The organism is Synechococcus sp. Cruz CV12-2-Slac-r, assembly GCF_024346075.1.
GTDB lineage: Bacteria > Cyanobacteriota > Cyanobacteriia > PCC-6307 > Cyanobiaceae > Synechococcus_D.
On record NZ_JAGQEK010000020.1, the window covers coordinates 1 to 17,785 of the forward strand.

The following is a 17,785-nucleotide window of genomic DNA, read 5'->3' on the forward strand; positions in this document are numbered from 1 at the left end:
ACAATCTTTCACTACAATACACACATAAGATAAATAAGCATAAATAAGAATCAACAAATAATTATTAATTATTTAAAACCCTTTGGGCCGCCTTGCCAACAAACCAAACACTGGCAAGGGTTGCAAATAAACCAATCAATCTCACCGCCCAACTGAGTGGATCTGCCCTGCCGGAGAGCACATCGCCAAAACGGGCCACATCACCAGCCAATGCACCAAGGCCGCAAAATAAGATCGTGCCCGGCAAAATACCAAGTAAACCAATGCTGTAATCCCTCAGGCTCACCTCACTTAAGCCATAGGCAAAATTAAGTAAGCTGAATGGAAATGCAGGCGAAAGCCGCGTTAATAGAACTAATTTTAAGCCCTCTTTGCTAACAGCTTGTTCAAGCGATTGCAATTTAGGCACTGCTGCTAAACGGCGGCGGGCCCAATCCCTAAGCCAATGGCGACCAAGCAAAAATGCCATTTCCGCACCAAGGCAAGCACCGATAAACACCACCAAACTGCCCCACCATGGGCCATAAAGAGCACCCGCCAACATCGATGCCCACACCCCAGGCAACAGGAGCGTTACCCACACCGCGTAAAGGGGAATAAATAAAAATGCTCCTTGCGTAGATTGCAAAGTTGGTAAAACCTCGCTTAACCAGTAACTTAGATCAGGCATGGTTAACAATTTAGAAGTTTTCTAATAGTAATTGTTTATCCCAAATCCCCTAAACGCTTGCGCGCCAGATCAGCCTGGGCTTCTGCCTCCCTTAAGTTTGCGCGGCATTCAAACACCACCTCAGCTGGTGCCTTATCAGCAAAATTTGGATTCGCAAGGCGGCTGGCTAAACCGGCGATATCTTTTTCTGCTTTTGCTAAATCTTTCTCCAAGCGGCTGCGCAAAGCATCAAGATCTTGCTCTGGCAATTGCAACTGCACCTGAGATGTACCACTAATACCCATTAACGAACGAGGCATTTCAGGCATTTCAGTGCTGATTTCTACCAATTCTGCTTTTATTAATACAGCTAAATCTGGTATTGCTAATTTAAGCACTTTTAGCAACTCAGGCCGAGCACTAGTTATTACTAACCTTGATACTTTCTGCGCTGGTTTCATTCCACCTGTGGCCCTTAGGTTGCGAGCAACTCTTACTAATTCGATCATTTCAGCAAAATTATCTTCCAATTCAAGATCTATCGCCTGCAGATCAAGCGCTGGCCATGGCTCCAAAGCCAGTAGTTTTTGCTCTGGAAATCCAGTTAATCCATGCCACAATTCCTCTGTGAGATGGGGCATTAATGGATGCAACATAACAAATAATTCAGTTAATACCTTTGCCAACACTTGGCGGGCAGTGCGCTGCTGGGCTGGATCTTGCAGGCGGCGTTTTAGTAATTCAATACTCCAATCACATACCTCGTTCCAAGCAAATTCATAGAGCACCTTTGCTGCTTCCCCAAGCCCATAGGTTTCATACTTTTCAGCGCTTTCCTTGTTTACCCGAGCTAAGCGTGAAAGGATCCAACGATCAGCCTGTTGCAACATTTCCGGATCGGGATTGCCAAGGCTTTGCGGCGTTTCAGCATCCAGATTCATCAGCGCAAATCGGGTGGCGTTCCACAGCTTGTTTGCAAAATTACGCGCTGCTTCTACGGTGGCTGAACTATCGGTTTTGCGGTTGTAATCAAGCCGAATATCTTGGCCGGCACCCGCCACCTCTCGCACCAAAGCAAAACGCACCGCATCGGCGCCATAGCGCTCAATCAGTAGCAATGGATCGATGCCATTTCCAGCTGATTTACTCATCTTGCGGTTTTGTTCATCCCGCACTAGGCCGTGGATATAAACATCTTTAAAAGGCATTTGGCCGGTAAATGCACCGGCCAGCATCGTCATCCTTGCCACCCAGAAAAAGATGATGTCGAATCCGGTTACAAGCAAGCTGGTGGGATACCAACGCCTGAGATCAGCGGCCGCACTATCGGGCCAGCCCAGAGTAGAAAAAGGCCATAAACCACTAGAAAACCAAGTATCCAGCACATCTGGATCCTGCTCAAGAGCTACACCAACTCCAAATTGGAGCTCTGCTTTTTGCAAAGCTTCTGCATGATCGCTGGCCACCACATATGGGGTATTACTTGTTATTTCTCCTGCGGTTTCACTAATAACAAACCAAGCGGGAATGCGATGCCCCCACCACAACTGGCGGCTGATACACCAATCGCGGATATTAGTTAACCAATCCAGATAAACCTTGCTCCAACGCTCTGGCACAAATCGGGGTTCAACTTTTTCAAATGCTTCACGGCAATTAGCCGCTAATGGTTCGGTGCGAATAAACCACTGGGTGGAAAGCAGCGGCTCCACCGGCACCTTGCCCCGATCTGAATAGGGAACGTTGTGCACATAAGGCTCGGTTTTAACCAAAAAGCCCAGTGCCTCCATCTCTGCTACCACCGCCTTGCGGGCGACAAAGCGATCTAAGCCTGCAAATTCAGCGGCGGCCTCATTCATGGTGCCGTCTTTTGCAATCACCGTGATCAATGGCAGGCCGTGGCGTTTTCCGATAGCGAAATCGTTGGGGTCGTGGGCGGGGGTTACCTTCACGCAACCGGTGCCAAAAGCCGGATCTACATGTTCATCAGCAACGATTGGGATTTCCCGGCCCACCAAGGGCAGCGTGAGGGTTTTACCAACTAGGGCGGCATAACGGGAATCATTGGGATTCACCGCCACACCCGTATCACCCAAGAGCGTTTCAGGCCGGGTGGTGGCCACCTCGAGGAAACCACTACCACTGCTTAATGGATAACGGAAATGCCATAGGAAGCCATCTACCTCTTTCATTTCCACCTCCAGATCGCTTACCGCAGAACCGGAAGCTGGGCACCAATTCACCAGGTATTCGCCGCGATAAATCAAGCCCTGATCATGCAAACGAATGAAGGCCTCCACCACCGCCGCGCTGCAACCGGCATCCAGGGTGAAGCGTTGCCGCTGCCAATCCACTGAATAGCCAAGCCTGCGCAATTGAGAAACGATCGTGCCGCCACTTTCTGCTTTCCAGGCCCAAGCCCGCTCCAAAAATGCTTCACGGCCAATCAGCTCTTTACTTGTGCCTTCTGCCTTTAATTGCTTTTCAAGGATTGTTTGTACTGCGATCGAAGCGTGGTCTGTGCCTGGCAGGCAGAGCACATTTTTACCGCGCAAGCGTTGAAATCGAACGATCGTATCTATTAGGGCCGTATTAAAGGCATGGCCCATATGCAGGCTACCGGTCACATTTGGTGGAGGGATCACCAAAGCGAATGGTTCACCTGCTGCATTGGGATCAGCATGAAAGGCCCCTTGGGTCTCCCAGGCGCGTTGCCAACGGGTTTCTGTGCCTAAAGGGTCGTAAGTTTTAGCAAGGGCCTCGGGCACAAAGGTTCATCGGCTTTAGGCCATTCTCTCAAAACGCCAAACCAAGTAACAATCCGATAACGCTTTAACCAATCCTTAAGCTCAGTTATTCAAAAAAAGTTAGAGCCGCTTTTTCACCGCTGGACTACACACCCCAGTTAGCGCAGCTGCAGCAGCGACACAGCGTGATCCTCAAGCAACTATCGGGCCAAACGGTGGTGTTATGCCTTGGTGATTTACACCAATTGCTAAGCCACAGTTTTAATGCTGGCGAACTCGTTTTACTTAAAGGGCTTTGCAGCGCTGAAAACGAGGCATTTGCTTTAGTGCAACGCCATCAGCCGCAACTGCTGATCTGCCACGACCAGTTGCTGCCAGGCAACGGCATCCAGCTAATCGAGCGCTGCAAAGCAATCCAACCAAAATTAAAAACTCTTTTGGTGGTAACGAAACCAGCCAGTTTCGAGCTGCAGTTGGCATTAAAAGCAAGGGTAGATGCAATTTGCAAAGCAGATCGCATTGGCCAAGGCACCATGGCGCAAGCACTTAAAAGCATCGCAATCGGGGGTCACTACATCGATCAAGGCCTTCTCAATAGCAATGCTGCGGCCACTAAAAAGCTTTCGCCCAGGCAGCTGGAGGTGTTGCAGGAACTTTGCCTAGGTGCCAGCACAAAGCAGGTGGCAAAGCGATTAGGGATAACTGAAAACACCGCCAAGGGCTACGAAAAGCAGCTTTACGAAAAACTGGATGTGAGCGGACGCATGCAGGCGGTGATGGAAGGCCTGCGATTGGGCCTTTTGCAGGCAAACTAGATAAGCCGAGCTCTGCAACCATGGCCCTTGATCTAAACGATCCAGATCTAGAGTTTTCCGATTTGGTATATGCGTACCAAAGCTGGGTATTAGCTGTACTCAACGATGAAAAACTAAACCCCGAAGGGGAAAAGCTCAACAACGAAGAAATCGCAGAGGATGCAATGAATGCCTTGCGTTTCTTGCCATCAGAAGTAACTACCGCAGTGGAAACCACCTTGGCTCGCGCCTACGAGGTTGATGCTGAAGAACTCGCCGATTTCCTGTTCCCTGAGGATTGAGAGGAGTGTGTAATGCCCGGTGTCGGTTTCGAACCAACGACATCCTGCTTGTAAGGCAGGCGCTCTACCGCTGAGCTAACCGGGCGGTGTTCCTATTGTGCCAAACCGTGGAACCCGCAACTTGGCTACAGGCCGCCGCCACGATCAATTCACAAATTATCTAGCCCTGCCCTACGGCTTTATCTGCTGGTTTTGGCTTGGCTGGAGTGGTTTTTTGGTGGGATCGATCGCTTTTTGGTTTGGCGGCCTCTGGTTATCACCAGATCTTGATACCAATTCCCGGCCCAGCCGCCGCTGGGGGCCGTTGGCATTTCTATGGATGCCATATAGGAAATTGGTACGGCATAGGGGCTGGCTATCCCACACACCAATTCTTGGTAGTGCCTGCAGGCTTTGCTATTTAGCGATCCTGTTACTGCTCGCGGCCGCAGTTTTACAGCCAATCGGCTGCCCAAGCCCAATCGCTTTACTCAGCTGCTGGCAGCAGTTATGGCAACAGCAAAAACCGCTAGTAATAATTGCCCTAAGCGCTACTGAAGCAAGTGCCTGGCTGCATTTGATCCAAGATGGCGATCCAATGCCGCTCTGATTTCAGTAATCGTGGAAGCTTTTAACAAATTGATCGCTGTAGTAGCCAAGTTGCGGGATCCAGAAAGTGGTTGCCCCTGGGATCTCAAGCAAACCCACAGCTCCCTCATCCCTTATGTGCTGGAAGAAGCCCATGAGCTGGTAGATGCAATTCGCTACAGCAGCGATCAGCACCTTGCAGAAGAACTCGGGGATTTGCTTTTGCAAGTGGTGCTCCATGCCCAAATCGCTAAAGAACGCGATGCCTTTGATCTTGAGCAAGTGATAAATAGCATCAGCGCCAAGCTGGTGCGCCGCCATCCCCATGTATTTAACCCAGAAGTGCCGGCCCTTAGTTGGGAAGAAATCAAAGCAGAAGAGCGAAAGGCCCGCGGCGAAACCAAGGTGGGTTTAGCTGCTGAACTGCAACGCAAAATACGCAGCCAACCCGCAATGGCTGCGGCAATGCTGATTTCCAAAAAAGCAGCCGCGGCCGGTTTTGAATGGCCTGATCTCGATGGCGTATGGGCAAAAGTAGAAGAGGAGCTCCAGGAATTAAAAGAAGCGCTGGGCAGCGGCAATAAAAAACATTCCCAAGAAGAATTAGGTGATTTGTTATTTACCTTGGTAAATCTTGGCCGCTGGTGTGAATTAAATCCAGAGGAAGCTTTAGATGGCACTAATCAACGCTTTCTAGATCGTTTCGCCCGCGTGGAAGCAGCCCTAGGTGGTGAACTTAAGGAACGCAGCAGCGCTGAATTAGAGAAGCAATGGCAACAGGCAAAGGCTGAAATCAAAGCTCTTAATCCTCCGGTGTAGCCCCACTGCGCCGATGGCCCTTGATGCTGCTGCGTTGCTTTTTTGCTTGCAAGCGCCGCTCCACCGAACCGCGGCTGGGGCGAGTGGCACGCCTTGGTGGCGGAGGTGCTGCAATCGCAGCGCGCAATAGCTGCGCCAAACGAACCAGAGCTGCCTCCCGATTACGCAACTGGGAGCGATATTCCGCAGCGGTTATCACCACTACCCCATCTACCAAACCAGCTGCCAGGCGTTGCAATGCCCGAGTTTTTAAAAGTATTGGTAGGGCTTCACTACGAGCAAGATCAAACAACAACTCCACCCGCGAATCGGTTTTATTTACGTTTTGTCCGCCAGGGCCGGAAGCACGGGAAAATCTCCAGCTCAATTCAGCGCTTGGAATCACAAGCTGCTGGTTCAGCCGCAGTTGATCAAACTCCATGCCGGCATCGCTTAATGTGAATATGAGCTCAATTAATTATGCATGTTTAGCTTTTTTATTCCACTTATTTTTGCAATGGCCATAGGTGCCGAATCGATACCTACGGTAAAACAAACCCAATTTCTTGCAGCTGCGCAAGAGTTGCGCAATTCAAGATATTGCGAAATAATCCCCATCTTCCGCACTGGTACAAATTTTGAAATTCCAGTATTTAATACCGCAGGTTTAAATAATTGCCCAATCGGTTTATGGTCGCGCCAAAATGCAAAATCAATCGCCGCTAGTTTTGGCGCTTTTATGGTGAAACTGAATGGACCGCGTTATTGGATGATGGATGCGATAAAGGCGGCGGGCGTTACAAAATCTGGCAGGGTGGTTGAATTTAATGGCTTGCAATTGCGAGAACGCGCTTCCATAAAAGTAAGCCTGGCTAATATATTAAATATCCAGCGACCATATCAAGTAAATTCAGTCGATCGCAGCACCACATTCAGCTATCTGAAAGGCAGGAAGGTATATGAATTAACCTCAGCTTCTGGCGAAATATTTCGCATGCAAAGCTACTCCCAAATTGTAGATCAGGATTTAAAAATTGAAGATTTAGATCGCCTTGGTGAACGCCTAAGTTTACCCAAAGGTTGGTCTTATAAAATGCGAGTGCTTGATAAAGATTCCCTGCTAAAGGCAGATGGTGTTGCCTATGTATTACAGGATGATCTGCAAAATTCATACCAAAAGCAAACTAACCTGCCCTGAATTGATATCAAAATAAGCCGGTTGAATTTTTAACTTCCCGCTCGCTTGCGCCCGCTGCAACAATTCACTGCGTTTCGGTAGCTGAGCTGCCGCATAACAAGCATTTACTTTAATTGCTTCTGTGAGATTATTACCGGCAACAAAAGAAGCGCGAATTGGAGTAACTAAATCCTCTAGTAATGGCGTAAGTGTTGCCTCAGCCATTGCAGCTGTCACAGCGCCGCAGCCGCTATGGCCAAGCACCACGATCAAAGGCACCTCCAGATTTGCTACCGCGTATTCCAAAGAGGCCACCCCTTCGTTAAAAGCGGTATTGCCGGCGCTGCGCACCCCAAATAATTCGCCATCACCTGTATTAAATAACCACTCCAGGGGCACCCTCGAATCAGCGCAGGTGAGCACAGCACTCCATGGTCTTTGCCCTTGCGCTAAGGCTTTTGGATCGATTTCACAACCGCTCTCCCCATAGGCAAGCTGCAGGGCCTGCATACGTAATTCTGGGCTTGCCGCATCCCCAGCTGCGGCCCATGCCGCCATAAAGCGCTGATTGCCAGCCATTAGGGCTTCCAATGGCTGCAACCTTGGTTTGCATTGCTCCAATTGAGCGCGCAAATCCAAATCAATCGCACTAGCTCCAGCCAGCCCTGGCCAGCACTGGCTCAACCCCAGCGCCACCCCCAGCAATCCGGCTTTTTCCAACAGCTCTCTGCGGCTTAGTGCCATAGCTCACCTGACAAGCGACCCAGCTAAAGGTTTAGCTGTATTGGAAACCAATGCAATACCCCCATGCCCGAACCCGGCTGGATTGATGAAATTTTTGATGGTGTGCGCTACGGCCTTGAAGGCCATGTGATCAGCGAACAACAGTCCCCATTTCAACGGGTGTCGATCATTGAAAGCAAGCGTTATGGCAAAGGCCTGCTGCTTGATGGCTGCTGGATGACAGCTGAGCACCAAGAGCGCCACTACCACGAATCATTGGTGCATCCAGCCCTCTGCGGCGCCGAAGCAATTGAACGGGTGTTGGTGATTGGTGGCGGTGATGGCGGTACCGCCCGTGAATGCCTGCGCCACAGCGGCGTTCAAGAGCTGCACATGGTGGAAATTGATGGCTTAGTGGTGGAGCTCTCCCAGCAGCACCTACCAAGCCTTGGGGGCGGTTGCTGGACAGATCCGCGATTCCAGCTCACCGTGGGGGATGGCATTGCTTTTGCCGCTAATGCAGCAGATGCCAGTTACAACGTGGTGATCGTGGATGGTTCTGATCCCGCTGGCCCAGCTGAAGGTTTATTTAATCGCGCCTTTTTTGAAAATTGCCGGCGAATCCTTAAACCCGGTGGAGTGTTTGCCACCCAAAGCGAATCACCAGAAGCTTTCCGAAAAGTGCACATCGATACGGTGAAACTGCTGCGGGAGGTTTTTGGTTACGCCGATCCGATGTATGGCTGGGTGCCGATGTATCCCAGTGGTTGGTGGAGTTGGACCTTTGCTGCAGTTGATGGCCCCCGTTACTGCCAGGCAAAACCAGAACGGGTAGCCAGCATTGCCGCCGGCTGCGAAATCTGGAGTGCCCGTTGGCAACGCGGTGCTTTTGATGCCATTCCCGCCAACATCGAACGGGCCCTTAATTCATGAGCGTTTTAGTGAATTCAGATCTATTTGAATCTGATTTATTTGATTCAGATGGTGCGATTTTTATGGGCAGCCGCCGGCAGCCCGCCGCCTGTTCGGTTGCAATATTTGGTGTTCCATACGATGGCACCACTTCCTTTCGCCCCGGCGCTCGCTTTGGCCCCGCCGCTATCCGTGAAGTGAGTAATGGCATTGAGAGCTACTGCCCTCAACTAAATCTTGATCTCGAAGATCTCGCCTTCGTGGATCTGGGTGCCGTGAACATTCCCTTCGGCGCCCCCGAGCCGGTGGTGGCGGCCGTGAAGCAGGCCACCGAAGCGGTGCTGGCTCTCGGCCTCAAGCCCCTAATGCTTGGCGGTGAGCACTCGATTAGTTCCGGTGCTGTGGCAGCTGTAGCCGCTAAATATCCTGATTTAGTGTTGATACAACTCGATGCCCATGCCGATCTACGCCATGAATGGCTGGGATCAACCCACAGCCACGCCTGCGCCATGCGCCGCTGCCTAGAGGTGCTACCAAGTAAACAACTACTGCAGATCGCCATCCGCAGTGGCAGCCGCGCTGAATTTAAGGAACTACATCAAACCAACAGGTTGGTGGCAATCGAACAGATGGCAACGGCATTGCAACCTTTACGCGGCACTCCGATCTACCTAACCGTTGATCTGGATTGGTTTGATCCAGCGGTGCTACCGGGCACCGGCACCCCTGAACCCGGCGGTTTTCTCTGGAGCGATTTCGCTTGCCTTATCGATGAATTACGCCATCACAACCTGGTGGCAGCAGATGTGGTGGAACTGGCGCCAATGCTTGATCCCTCGGGTGTAAGCAGCATTTTTGCGGCAAAGGTTGTGCGCAGTTTGCTGCTACTAATTAATTGAATTCCAAATGACTAAATTCAAGCAAGGGAAGCTGATGGCTGTCGTTTGGAACTACACCTGCAGGTTCCAATAAATGCAATGGCGGTAATTCCGGTGCTTTTGCGGTCCAATGATGGCAACTAAGGTCAGCCGTGAGCTCCGGATGTAAGGGCACTTGCCGTAATTTGCACCAAGACAATCCGCCAGCTGGCTGGCAATGCTTACAACTACGGCAGCTACTGCGGCCAGCCATGGAATTAAAAAAAGATCACTTAACTTAGAGAGGATGCAACCAATACCACAGCTTGCAAAGCAAAATGCAGGTTTCCTACCGAAATGCGAATTAAATCGCAGCAATCAAATGCTTCTAGGTATCAGAATCGCAGCAGCTAGTTGAGCCCCATGTTCCGCACCCCTTTAAACGAATTGTGCCGCAATGCCGGAGGCCGCATGGTGCCGTTTGCCGGTTGGGAGATGGCGGTGCAATTTGAAGGAGTGATTGCAGAGCACAAAGCTGTTCGCAGTAGCTGCGGCGTATTTGATATTTCCCACATGGGCTTACTGAAGCTGAAGGGGCTGGGCGCAAAAGACAAATTACAAGGCTTAGTACCCAGCGATCTGCATCGCATCGGCCCAGGTGAAGCGATCTACAGCGTGCTGCTAAATGAAGGCGGCGGAATTCTTGATGATCTAATTATTTATGATCGCGGCCAAATCGCTGGCATTGATGAATTATTTGTTGTTATTAATGCCGCTTGCGTTGCAGCTGACACCGCCTGGCTTGAACAACATCTTTCACCGCAAGGCATTGAAATAAGCGATCAAAAAACCACTGGGGTATTACTCGCTTTGCAAGGCCCTGAAGCTGCTGCAAAGCTGCAACAACTTTGTGGTGAAGATCTATCGGGCCTGCCGCGCTTTGGCCACCGCGAAATAGAAATCAACGGTTCAAAAGTATTCACCGCTCGCACCGGCTACACCGGAGAGGATGGCTTTGAGTTGTTGCTTAGCCGCGAAGTTGGTTGCTGGCTCTGGGGGCAATTGCTGGCTGATGGGGTGGCTCCATGCGGTTTAGGCGCCCGCGACAGTTTGCGCTTAGAAGCAGCAATGCACCTTTACGGAAGTGATATGGATGCCAACACCAGCCCGCTGGAGGCCAGCCTCGGCTGGTTGGTGCATCTAGAAATGCCCCTTGATTTCATCGGTAGAGAAGTGCTGGAAAAGCAAACAGCCCAGGGGGTATCGCGGCGGCTGGTGGGCTTACAGCTGCAGGGGCGCAACATTGCCCGCCATGGGTATTCGGTGCATCACAACGGTGAGTTAGTGGGGGAAATCACAAGCGGCAGCTGGGCCCCAAGCCTTGAATTACCAATCGCTTTGGCTTATGTGCCACCAGCTCTCGCCAAGCTCGGCACCCAACTAAGCGTTGATATCCGCGGCCGCCAAGAAGCAGCACAAGTGGTGAAACGCCCCTTTTACCGTGCTAACTGAACCGTCTGCATGGGATCATCCGATTCGCTGAACTATCACTATGCGCAGCCACTCCTGCGGCGATCTGCGCACAAACAGCATTGAAACCAAGGTGTTGCTTTGCGGCTGGGTAGATCGCCGCCGCGACCACGGCGGTGTGATCTTTATCGACCTACGCGATCGCAGCGGCACCATTCAGATCACAGTGGACCCCGATCTAGGCCCTGAAGCCTTCGCAATCGCTGAGCACCTCCGTTGTGAAACGGTGCTGCAGGTGGAGGGGATGGTGCGAGCCCGCCCTGCTGCTTCATTAAATGAACGGCTTGCCACTGGCGCTGTAGAGGTGCTGGGGCAGCAGCTCACAGTGCTGAACGCCATAAGCCGGCCATTGCCCTTTCCCGTATCGGTGCATGAAGAGGAAAACACCCGAGAGGAATTAAGGCTGCGATATCGCTACCTAGATCTGCGGCGCGAGCGGATGCGGCGCAACCTCACCCTGCGCCATAAAGCAATCCAAACCGCCAGGAATTTCCTGGAAACAGAAGGTTTTATTGAAGTTGAAACCCCGGTACTTACCAGATCCACCCCGGAGGGCGCCCGCGACTACCTGGTGCCATCACGGGTATGTGGTGGGGAATGGTTTGCCTTGCCCCAATCCCCCCAGTTGTTTAAACAATTGCTGATGGTGGGCGGCCTTGAGCGCTACTACCAAGTGGCCCGATGTTTTCGTGATGAAGATCTCCGCGCAGACCGCCAGCCGGAATTCACGCAGTTGGATTTAGAGATGAGTTTCCTTGGCCAAGAGGAAATCCTTGAACTAAATGAAAGGCTGATTGCAGCAATCTGGAAAGCAGTGCAAGGGGTGGAGTTGCAGCTGCCGCTACCAAGGCTCACCTGGCATGAAGCGATGGAGCGCTATGGCTGCGACCGCCCAGACACGCGTTACGGCATGGAGCTCACCGATGTGAGCGATCTGGTGGCAGGCATGGGCTTCAAGGTGTTTAGCGGTGCTGTGGCAGCAGGGGGCAGCGTTAAGTGCATTGCAGTGCCAGGTGGCAATGATGCGCTGAGCAATGTGCGCATAAAACCCGGCGGTGATGTGTTTTCCGAAGCGCAAAAAGCCGGTGCCGGCGGCCTTGCCTTCATCCGCGTGCGGGAGGGGGGAGAAATCGACACGATCGGTGCAATCAAAGACAATCTCAGCGAAACCACTAAAGCTGAGTTATTGGCCCGCACTGGCGCCACCCCAGGCAGCTTGCTGCTGTTTGGTGCAGGCGATACCGCAACGGTAAATAAGGCTCTGGATCGAGTGCGGCAATACCTTGCCAAGGAGCTTGGGCTTGTGCCTCCAGGGCTTTGGAACTTCCTCTGGGTGGTGGATTTCCCAATGTTTGAGCGCAATAACGATGAAAATCGCCTGGAAGCCCTGCATCACCCCTTCTGCTCGCCAAACCCGGCTGATATTGATGATCTCGCTAGCGCCAGGGCCCAGGCCTACGACCTGGTGCTAAATGGCCTCGAATTAGGTGGCGGTTCGCTGCGAATCCACAAAGCAGAGTTGCAACGGCAGGTGCTCCACACCATTGGCCTTGCCCCAGAAGAGGCTGAAACTCAATTCGGTTTTCTGCTTGAGGCCCTAGAGCTTGGCGCCCCGCCCCATGGCGGCATCGCCTTTGGGGTAGATCGCATGGTGATGTTGCTGGCAGGTGAAGAATCAATCCGCGACACGATTGCATTTCCAAAAACCCAACAAGCCCGATGCCTGCTTACGGGCGCCCCCGGCGCTGCCAGCGACGCTCAACTGGCTGAATTAAATGTTGCCAGCACCTGGGTTGATTCAATATGAGTAAACCAAGCGCCTCCGCTCAGCACATGGCCCATCTCGCTCCCCCCATCGATATCGGCATCCCCGCCAACCAACGCCAAGAAATTGCCGAAGGATTAGGGCGGCTGCTTGCCGATAGCTATGTGATGTATCTAAAAACCCATGGCTTCCATTGGAACGTAACTGGGCCAATGTTTAGCTCGTTGCACTCCATGTTTATGGAGCAATACACCGAGTTATGGAATGCCTTAGATGAGATCGCCGAGCGAATTCGCGCCCTCGGCCACCTTGCCCCTATGGGCGGCCGTAGATATGCGGAATTATCAAGCATTGAAGAAGCACAACAAGCACCTGAAGCATTGGCGATGGTGGCGGAATTGGTGAAAGGCCATGAGGCCGTAGCCCGCACCGCCCGCGGGATCCTGCCCCTAGCTGAAGCAGCGGAAGATGGGCCCACTGCCGATCTGCTGAATGCACGTTTGCAGATACATGAAAAAACGGCCTGGATGCTGCGTAGCATTCTTGAAGGCTGATCTATAGGCTGGCGTTATGGCCAAATTTGTATTTGTAACCGGCGGTGTTGTATCAAGCATCGGCAAAGGAATTGTGGCAGCCAGCCTGGGGCGGCTATTAAAAAGCCGTGGTTATAGCGTTTCAATCTTGAAGCTTGATCCATATCTAAATGTGGATCCAGGCACAATGAGCCCCTATCAACATGGTGAAGTATTTGTAACTGAAGATGGCGCTGAAACCGATCTGGATTTAGGCCACTACGAACGCTTTACTGATACGGCAATGTCTAGGCTAAATAGTGTTACCACAGGATCTATATATCAAGCGGTAATCAATAAAGAACGTCGCGGCGATTACAACGGTGGCACGGTGCAAGTTATACCTCACATTACTGGTGAAATTCGCGAACGGATTCATAGGGTTGCCGCTAATACCAACGCAGATGTGGTAATTACTGAAATTGGTGGCACCGTAGGTGATATTGAATCGCTACCTTTTTTAGAAGCGATTCGTGAATTTCGCGGCGAGGTGGGTCGCCACGACCTTGCCTACGTGCACGTCACACTTATGCCATACATTGGCGTATCGGGTGAATTAAAAACAAAGCCCACCCAGCACTCAGTAAAAGAATTGCGCTCAATTGGTATTCAGCCAGATTTATTAGTATGTAGAAGTGATCGTGAAATCAGTAATGAATTAAAGGCAAAGATTGGTGGCTTTTGTGGTGTATCCGCTAAAGCAGTAGTGCAATCCCTAGACGCAGACAGTATTTATGCGGTGCCGATTGCACTGGAACGCGAAGGTTTATGCCGTCAACTATTGGAGGTGCTAAACCTGCAAGATCATGAAAGTGATATGGCTGGATGGGAAGAATTAGTGCGTCGCTTGCGTAACCCTGGCCCAGCAGTAAAAGTTGCTTTAGTTGGTAAATATGTGCAACTAAATGATGCTTACCTTTCAGTGGTTGAGGCCCTGCGTCATGCCTGCCTTGATGCCGATTGCGGCCTTGATCTGCATTGGGTTAATGCTGAACTCCTAGAGGAGCAAGGAGCTGAAAAGTTATTAACAGGCATGGATGCGGTGGTGGTGCCTGGGGGTTTTGGCAACCGCGGCGTGGATGGCAAGATCGATGCAATCCGTTGGGCAAGAGAGCAGCAGGTGCCGTTTCTTGGTTTGTGCCTCGGCATGCAAACCGCTGTTATCGAATGGGCTAGAAATTGCGCCGGTTTAGTGGATGCCACCAGTGCCGAATTAGAACCCGCCAGCACCCATCCTGTAATTCATCTCCTACCGGAACAACAGGATGTGGTGGATCTTGGCGGCACGATGCGGCTTGGAGTTTACCCATGCCGTTTAGCAGCTGGCAGTAAAGCGCACGCACTATATGGAGCAGAAGTGGTATACGAAAGACATCGCCATCGCTTTGAATTTAATAATGCTTACCGCAGTTTATTTGTGGAATCAGGTTATGAAATAAGTGGCATGTCGCCCGATGGTCGTTTAGTGGAATTAATTGAATTAAAAAGCCATCCCTTCTTTTTGGCTTGTCAATATCATCCAGAATTTTTATCAAGGCCTGGGAAGCCTCATCCGTTATTTCGCGGCCTGATTGAAGCGGCTCTTAAATATCAAACACAACAAAAATGAATTCATTGCCGGTGGTGGAAACCTTTCGCTCAATTCAAGGGGAAGGAATTCATAGCGGCCGCAGTGCATTTTTTATTCGTTTAGCTGGTTGCAACGTGGCCTGCAGCTGGTGCGACACAAAGCATTCATGGCCCCAATCTGCCCATCCACAGCGAAGCCTTGCCGAACTAAGCGCTGAAACCGCTGCTGCCGCTGCAGATGGTGCTGCATTTGTTGTGATCACAGGCGGGGAACCACTGCATCACAACCTTGATGAATTATGCGAAAACCTTGCAGTGCTGGGATTGCCTTTACACCTTGAAACCAGTGGGGTGGATCCGCTCAGTGGAAAATTTGATTGGATCAGCCTTTCACCAAAACGCCATAAACCGCCATGCAATGAGCTGCTTTCTTGTTGTGATGAATTGAAACTAGTGGTGCATGAAGCGGCAGATCTGGAATTTGCAGAATCAATGGCAGCAGCAAATATCGCAGCGGTGAATCAAAAATCTGCAGCGCTGCTGTTGCAACCTGGCGCCGATTGCCCAGCAGGCAGAGATTTGGCAATCAACTACGTGCTTAAACATCCCAACTGGCGCTTAAGCCTGCAAACCCACAAATGGCTAGGGGTGCAATAGCTAAGCGAGATAACTAGCGCAGCTGGGCTGGTTGGATATTTTTTTCCGCCTTCCAAAGCCGGTAGCGCACCTGGAAACCCTGAGGCGCATAAACAACAATCGGCACACTTGCATTGAATGGCAATACAAATGGTTGGCCGCCAAGCGGTATGAATTGCTTTGTAAGTGCCTGGCCTGGGCAAGCTTTGCGGGTGGAAAGCATCACGCCAATTTGTTCGGCTCGATACACCGTGTAGCCGGTTCCCAGCACTGGTTCAGAACGCAACCTGCCGGTGAAACGGTGCAAATTGCAATCCAGTTCCAACTCCTTACCCACCAGTAACTGCACCCGCCAATCAGCAGGATTATTTGAAATACTCTGATCCGGTGATGGCTTTAGCAATGGATTTAATTGGATTACAAAGCGCTGCTCCCCTGCCGCTGCTTCTGCGTATGGTTTTAGATCAAGCATTGGTATCGCCTTAGCGGGCTCTAGAGCAAGTGTTAAAGCAACAGCTGAACAAAACAAAGCAACTCTGAACACGGCCTTTAGATCAAACTGAACCCATCCTGGCCCCACAATGCACAACACACCACCAACTGCCATCGCGCTGCTTTCTGGTGGCCTTGATTCCGCCACCGCTGCTGCCCTTGCTATAGAAGCTGGTTATCGAGTAATCGGCCTTTCTTTTAACTATGGCCAACGCCACCAGCGTGAATTAATAGCTGCAAAAAATTTGGCCGATCATTTAAAGCTCCCTGAACATCACATAATCGCAGTGAATCTGGCGGCCTGGGGTGGATCCTCACTTACCGATAGTGAAATCAGCGTGCCCACTGATGGTGTGGAAGCAGGGGTAATTCCTAATACTTATGTGCCATGCCGCAATACCGTATTTATTGCCTTAGGGCTGAGTTTGGCAGAAGCCCGCGCTGCTGAACGTTTAGTGCTTGGCATTAACGCTGTGGATTATTCCGGTTATCCAGATTGCAGGCCTGATTACTTAGCCGCATTCCAAAATCTTGCTGATCTGGCAACTAAAACAGGAAGGGAAGGTAAAGGTGCGCAGCTTTGGGCCCCATTGCTGCAATGGAGCAAAACAAAGATCGTGCAAGAAGCCACACGGCTAAAGCTGCCGATTGCTGATACCTGGAGTTGCTATGCCGGCGAAGAAAAACCCTGTGGAATTTGCGATAGTTGCCGTATCAGAGATGCTGCATTGCTGGAAGCGGGCCGCAGTGATCTGGTGGGCCAATGAATCAATTGCCCTGGTGGGAACCACAACAATTAGCCCAAGCGCTAGTGCGCTGTTTTGGCAGCGAGGGCTTCGTTTGGCTTGATGGCGACGGCAGCCCCTTGGGAAACAGGGTTTTGCTGGCGGTAGCACCGCAAACACAAATACGCTGCAGCGGGCTTCCCGGTGAACCAGGCAGCAAAGACCCCTTTAAGGCTCTGCAAGAAATCCAAGCAAATCGCAACGGCTGCTGGCTTGGCTGGCTTGCCTATGAAGCTGGCGCCTGGGTAGAAACGAGCCCCCATTGGCAAACACCAGACATGGCAACACTTTGGGCTGGCTGCTATGGAGCGGTGGTGCACCTGGATCTAGAAAAGCAAAAGCTTTGGTTAACAGGGGAGGCTAAGTATCAAAAACCACTGGAAGCCTTGCTGCGCTCAAAACCCACCACAGCAGATCAGCAGCAGCCAACAGTTAACGCAGGAATTGGCTTAGATGCTTGGTATTGGCATACAACAACAAGTGCATTTGAGCAGCAGGTAAATAAAGTAAAAGAATCGATTAAAGCAGGTGATATTTTTCAAGCCAATCTAAGTGTATGCGCTGAATACACACTCCCTGCAAATGCAGATCCTTTAGCAATGTATCAACGCTTGCGTAGCAAATGCCCTGCACCATTTGGCGGCCTAATAATTGCAAGCAATCAGGAAGCAGTGCTGAGTGCATCACCAGAAAGGTTTATATCTTGCGATCAAGAAGGCAACGTAGAAACCAGGCCCATTAAAGGCACCAGGCCCAGGCATCAAGAGCAAGATAATGATGCAGCTGCGGCGGCTGAACTAATAACAAGTGCAAAAGATCGGGCTGAAAACATAATGATCGTAGATCTATTACGAAACGACCTAGGCAGGGTATGCAAAGCGGGTAGCATTAAGGTGCCACAACTGTTAGG

Annotated in this window: 20 protein-coding genes and 1 tRNA gene; 14 read left to right on the forward strand and 7 right to left on the reverse strand. The window is 51.1% G+C overall.

The window, feature by feature from the left end:
* Positions 1–64: 64 nt before the first annotated feature.
* Positions 65–670 carry a TVP38/TMEM64 family protein gene (locus tag KB557_RS03210; RefSeq protein ID WP_255131365.1) on the reverse strand — a complete coding sequence of 202 codons (606 nt, stop codon included), beginning with the start codon at positions 668–670 and terminating at the stop codon, positions 65–67.
* Positions 671–705: 35 nt separating this feature from the next.
* Positions 706–3,417 carry a valine--tRNA ligase gene (locus tag KB557_RS03215; protein ID WP_255131366.1) on the reverse strand — a complete coding sequence of 904 codons (2,712 nt, stop codon included), beginning with the start codon at positions 3,415–3,417 and terminating at the stop codon, positions 706–708.
* Positions 3,418–3,581: 164 nt separating this feature from the next.
* On the opposite strand from KB557_RS03215, the gene KB557_RS11185 reads away from it, so the two are divergent.
* Together KB557_RS11185 and KB557_RS03225 are read left to right on the forward strand one after the other, a co-directional pair.
* Positions 3,582–4,211 carry a response regulator transcription factor gene (locus KB557_RS11185; RefSeq protein WP_255131367.1) on the forward strand — a complete coding sequence of 210 codons (630 nt, stop codon included), beginning with the start codon at positions 3,582–3,584 and terminating at the stop codon, positions 4,209–4,211.
* A gap of 20 nt (positions 4,212–4,231) precedes the next feature.
* Positions 4,232–4,492 carry a hypothetical protein gene (locus KB557_RS03225; protein ID WP_255131368.1) on the forward strand — a complete coding sequence of 87 codons (261 nt, stop codon included), beginning with the start codon at positions 4,232–4,234 and terminating at the stop codon, positions 4,490–4,492.
* Between the two features lie 13 nt (positions 4,493–4,505).
* Here KB557_RS03225 and KB557_RS03230 read toward each other — a convergent pair.
* Positions 4,506–4,577, reverse strand: a tRNA-Val gene (locus KB557_RS03230).
* A gap of 12 nt (positions 4,578–4,589) precedes the next feature.
* On the opposite strand from KB557_RS03230, the gene KB557_RS03235 reads away from it, so the two are divergent.
* Together KB557_RS03235 and mazG are read left to right on the forward strand one after the other, a co-directional pair.
* The gene (locus KB557_RS03235) at positions 4,590–5,081 is read left to right on the forward strand and encodes a metal-binding protein (RefSeq protein WP_255131369.1); all 492 of its coding nucleotides are present in this window, start codon (positions 4,590–4,592) and stop codon (positions 5,079–5,081) included.
* An 8-nt stretch (positions 5,082–5,089) separates the two neighbouring features.
* Positions 5,090–5,878 carry a nucleoside triphosphate pyrophosphohydrolase gene (mazG, locus tag KB557_RS03240; protein ID WP_255131383.1) on the forward strand — a complete coding sequence of 263 codons (789 nt, stop codon included), beginning with the start codon at positions 5,090–5,092 and terminating at the stop codon, positions 5,876–5,878.
* Here mazG and arfB read toward each other — a convergent pair.
* A complete protein-coding gene (arfB, locus tag KB557_RS03245) occupies positions 5,862–6,299 on the reverse strand; it encodes an alternative ribosome rescue aminoacyl-tRNA hydrolase ArfB (RefSeq protein ID WP_255131370.1) in 438 nt (145 codons plus the stop codon). The two genes, mazG and arfB, sit on opposite strands and share 17 nt — an antisense overlap.
* Positions 6,300–6,374: 75 nt before the next feature.
* Between arfB and KB557_RS03250 the strand changes: the two genes are divergently transcribed.
* Positions 6,375–7,055, forward strand: a complete 681-nt coding sequence (locus KB557_RS03250) for a hypothetical protein (protein ID WP_255131371.1) — start codon at positions 6,375–6,377, stop codon at positions 7,053–7,055.
* Here the strand turns inward: KB557_RS03250 and KB557_RS03255 are convergent.
* Positions 7,026–7,778, reverse strand: coding sequence for a carbonic anhydrase (locus KB557_RS03255; RefSeq protein WP_255131372.1), 753 nt, complete (start codon positions 7,776–7,778; stop codon positions 7,026–7,028). The two genes, KB557_RS03250 and KB557_RS03255, sit on opposite strands and share 30 nt — an antisense overlap.
* Before the next feature lie 63 nt (positions 7,779–7,841).
* Between KB557_RS03255 and speE the strand changes: the two genes are divergently transcribed.
* Together speE and speB are read left to right on the forward strand one after the other, a co-directional pair.
* Complete coding sequence (speE, locus tag KB557_RS03260) at positions 7,842–8,690, forward strand: polyamine aminopropyltransferase (RefSeq protein ID WP_255131373.1); 849 nt, start codon at positions 7,842–7,844, stop codon at positions 8,688–8,690.
* A complete protein-coding gene (gene speB, locus KB557_RS03265; RefSeq protein ID WP_255131374.1) occupies positions 8,687–9,568 on the forward strand; it encodes an agmatinase in 882 nt (293 codons plus the stop codon). Before speE ends, speB begins: the two co-directional genes overlap by 4 nt.
* Here the strand turns inward: speB and KB557_RS03270 are convergent.
* Positions 9,561–9,800 carry a hypothetical protein gene (locus KB557_RS03270; RefSeq protein ID WP_255131375.1) on the reverse strand — a complete coding sequence of 80 codons (240 nt, stop codon included), beginning with the start codon at positions 9,798–9,800 and terminating at the stop codon, positions 9,561–9,563. The genes speB and KB557_RS03270 overlap by 8 nt on opposite strands.
* 149 nt (positions 9,801–9,949) lie before the next feature.
* Here KB557_RS03270 and gcvT point away from each other — a divergent pair, with 149 nt between their 5' ends.
* The 5 genes from gcvT to KB557_RS03295 are packed head-to-tail and all read left to right on the forward strand — an operon-like array spanning position 9,950 to position 15,619.
* Positions 9,950–11,038: a glycine cleavage system aminomethyltransferase GcvT gene (gcvT, locus tag KB557_RS03275; RefSeq protein ID WP_255131376.1), complete on the forward strand. Its 1,089-nt coding sequence runs from the start codon at positions 9,950–9,952 to the stop codon at positions 11,036–11,038.
* Between the two features lie 40 nt (positions 11,039–11,078).
* Positions 11,079–12,863 carry an aspartate--tRNA ligase gene (gene aspS, locus KB557_RS03280; RefSeq protein WP_255131377.1) on the forward strand — a complete coding sequence of 595 codons (1,785 nt, stop codon included), beginning with the start codon at positions 11,079–11,081 and terminating at the stop codon, positions 12,861–12,863.
* Positions 12,864–12,889: 26 nt separating this feature from the next.
* Positions 12,890–13,375 (forward strand): Dps family protein, encoded by a 486-nt coding sequence (locus tag KB557_RS03285; protein ID WP_255131384.1) that lies wholly within the window; start codon positions 12,890–12,892, stop codon positions 13,373–13,375.
* Between the two features lie 16 nt (positions 13,376–13,391).
* A complete protein-coding gene (locus KB557_RS03290) occupies positions 13,392–15,002 on the forward strand; it encodes a CTP synthase (RefSeq protein WP_255131378.1) in 1,611 nt (536 codons plus the stop codon).
* The gene (locus KB557_RS03295; protein WP_255131379.1) at positions 14,999–15,619 is read left to right on the forward strand and encodes a 7-carboxy-7-deazaguanine synthase QueE; all 621 of its coding nucleotides are present in this window, start codon (positions 14,999–15,001) and stop codon (positions 15,617–15,619) included. Before KB557_RS03290 ends, KB557_RS03295 begins: the two co-directional genes overlap by 4 nt.
* A gap of 13 nt (positions 15,620–15,632) precedes the next feature.
* Here the strand turns inward: KB557_RS03295 and KB557_RS03300 are convergent, their stop codons facing one another.
* Positions 15,633–16,142 carry an ecotin family protein gene (locus KB557_RS03300; protein ID WP_255131380.1) on the reverse strand — a complete coding sequence of 170 codons (510 nt, stop codon included), beginning with the start codon at positions 16,140–16,142 and terminating at the stop codon, positions 15,633–15,635.
* A 37-nt stretch (positions 16,143–16,179) separates the two neighbouring features.
* On the opposite strand from KB557_RS03300, the gene queC reads away from it, so the two are divergent.
* Both queC and KB557_RS03310 read left to right on the forward strand, forming a co-directional pair.
* Positions 16,180–16,857 carry a 7-cyano-7-deazaguanine synthase QueC gene (queC, locus tag KB557_RS03305; RefSeq protein WP_255131381.1) on the forward strand — a complete coding sequence of 226 codons (678 nt, stop codon included), beginning with the start codon at positions 16,180–16,182 and terminating at the stop codon, positions 16,855–16,857.
* The coding region (locus KB557_RS03310; protein ID WP_255131382.1) for a chorismate-binding protein at positions 16,854–17,785 on the forward strand (932 nt) is incomplete at its 3' end. The genes queC and KB557_RS03310, both read left to right, overlap by 4 nt.

Bases quoted from the DNA above. Each gene is read 5' to 3' on its own strand.
- KB557_RS03210 (WP_255131365.1), bottom strand. From the start codon at position 670: ATGCCTGATCTAAGTTACTGGTTAAGCGAGGTTTTACCAACTTTGCAA.
- KB557_RS03225 (WP_255131368.1), top strand. From the start codon at position 4,232: ATGGCCCTTGATCTAAACGATCCAGATCTAGAGTTTTCCGATTTGGTA.
- arfB (WP_255131370.1), bottom strand. From the start codon at position 6,299: ATGGAGTTTGATCAACTGCGGCTGAACCAGCAGCTTGTGATTCCAAGC.
- KB557_RS03250 (WP_255131371.1), top strand. From the start codon at position 6,375: ATGGCCATAGGTGCCGAATCGATACCTACGGTAAAACAAACCCAATTT.
- KB557_RS03255 (WP_255131372.1), bottom strand. From the start codon at position 7,778: ATGGCACTAAGCCGCAGAGAGCTGTTGGAAAAAGCCGGATTGCTGGGG.
- speE (WP_255131373.1), top strand. From the start codon at position 7,842: ATGCCCGAACCCGGCTGGATTGATGAAATTTTTGATGGTGTGCGCTAC.
- speB (WP_255131374.1), top strand. From the start codon at position 8,687: ATGAGCGTTTTAGTGAATTCAGATCTATTTGAATCTGATTTATTTGAT.
- KB557_RS03270 (WP_255131375.1), bottom strand. From the start codon at position 9,800: ATGGCTGGCCGCAGTAGCTGCCGTAGTTGTAAGCATTGCCAGCCAGCT.
- gcvT (WP_255131376.1), top strand. From the start codon at position 9,950: ATGTTCCGCACCCCTTTAAACGAATTGTGCCGCAATGCCGGAGGCCGC.
- aspS (WP_255131377.1), top strand. From the start codon at position 11,079: ATGCGCAGCCACTCCTGCGGCGATCTGCGCACAAACAGCATTGAAACC.
- KB557_RS03285 (WP_255131384.1), top strand. From the start codon at position 12,890: ATGGCCCATCTCGCTCCCCCCATCGATATCGGCATCCCCGCCAACCAA.
- KB557_RS03290 (WP_255131378.1), top strand. From the start codon at position 13,392: ATGGCCAAATTTGTATTTGTAACCGGCGGTGTTGTATCAAGCATCGGC.
- KB557_RS03295 (WP_255131379.1), top strand. From the start codon at position 14,999: ATGAATTCATTGCCGGTGGTGGAAACCTTTCGCTCAATTCAAGGGGAA.
- queC (WP_255131381.1), top strand. From the start codon at position 16,180: ATGCACAACACACCACCAACTGCCATCGCGCTGCTTTCTGGTGGCCTT.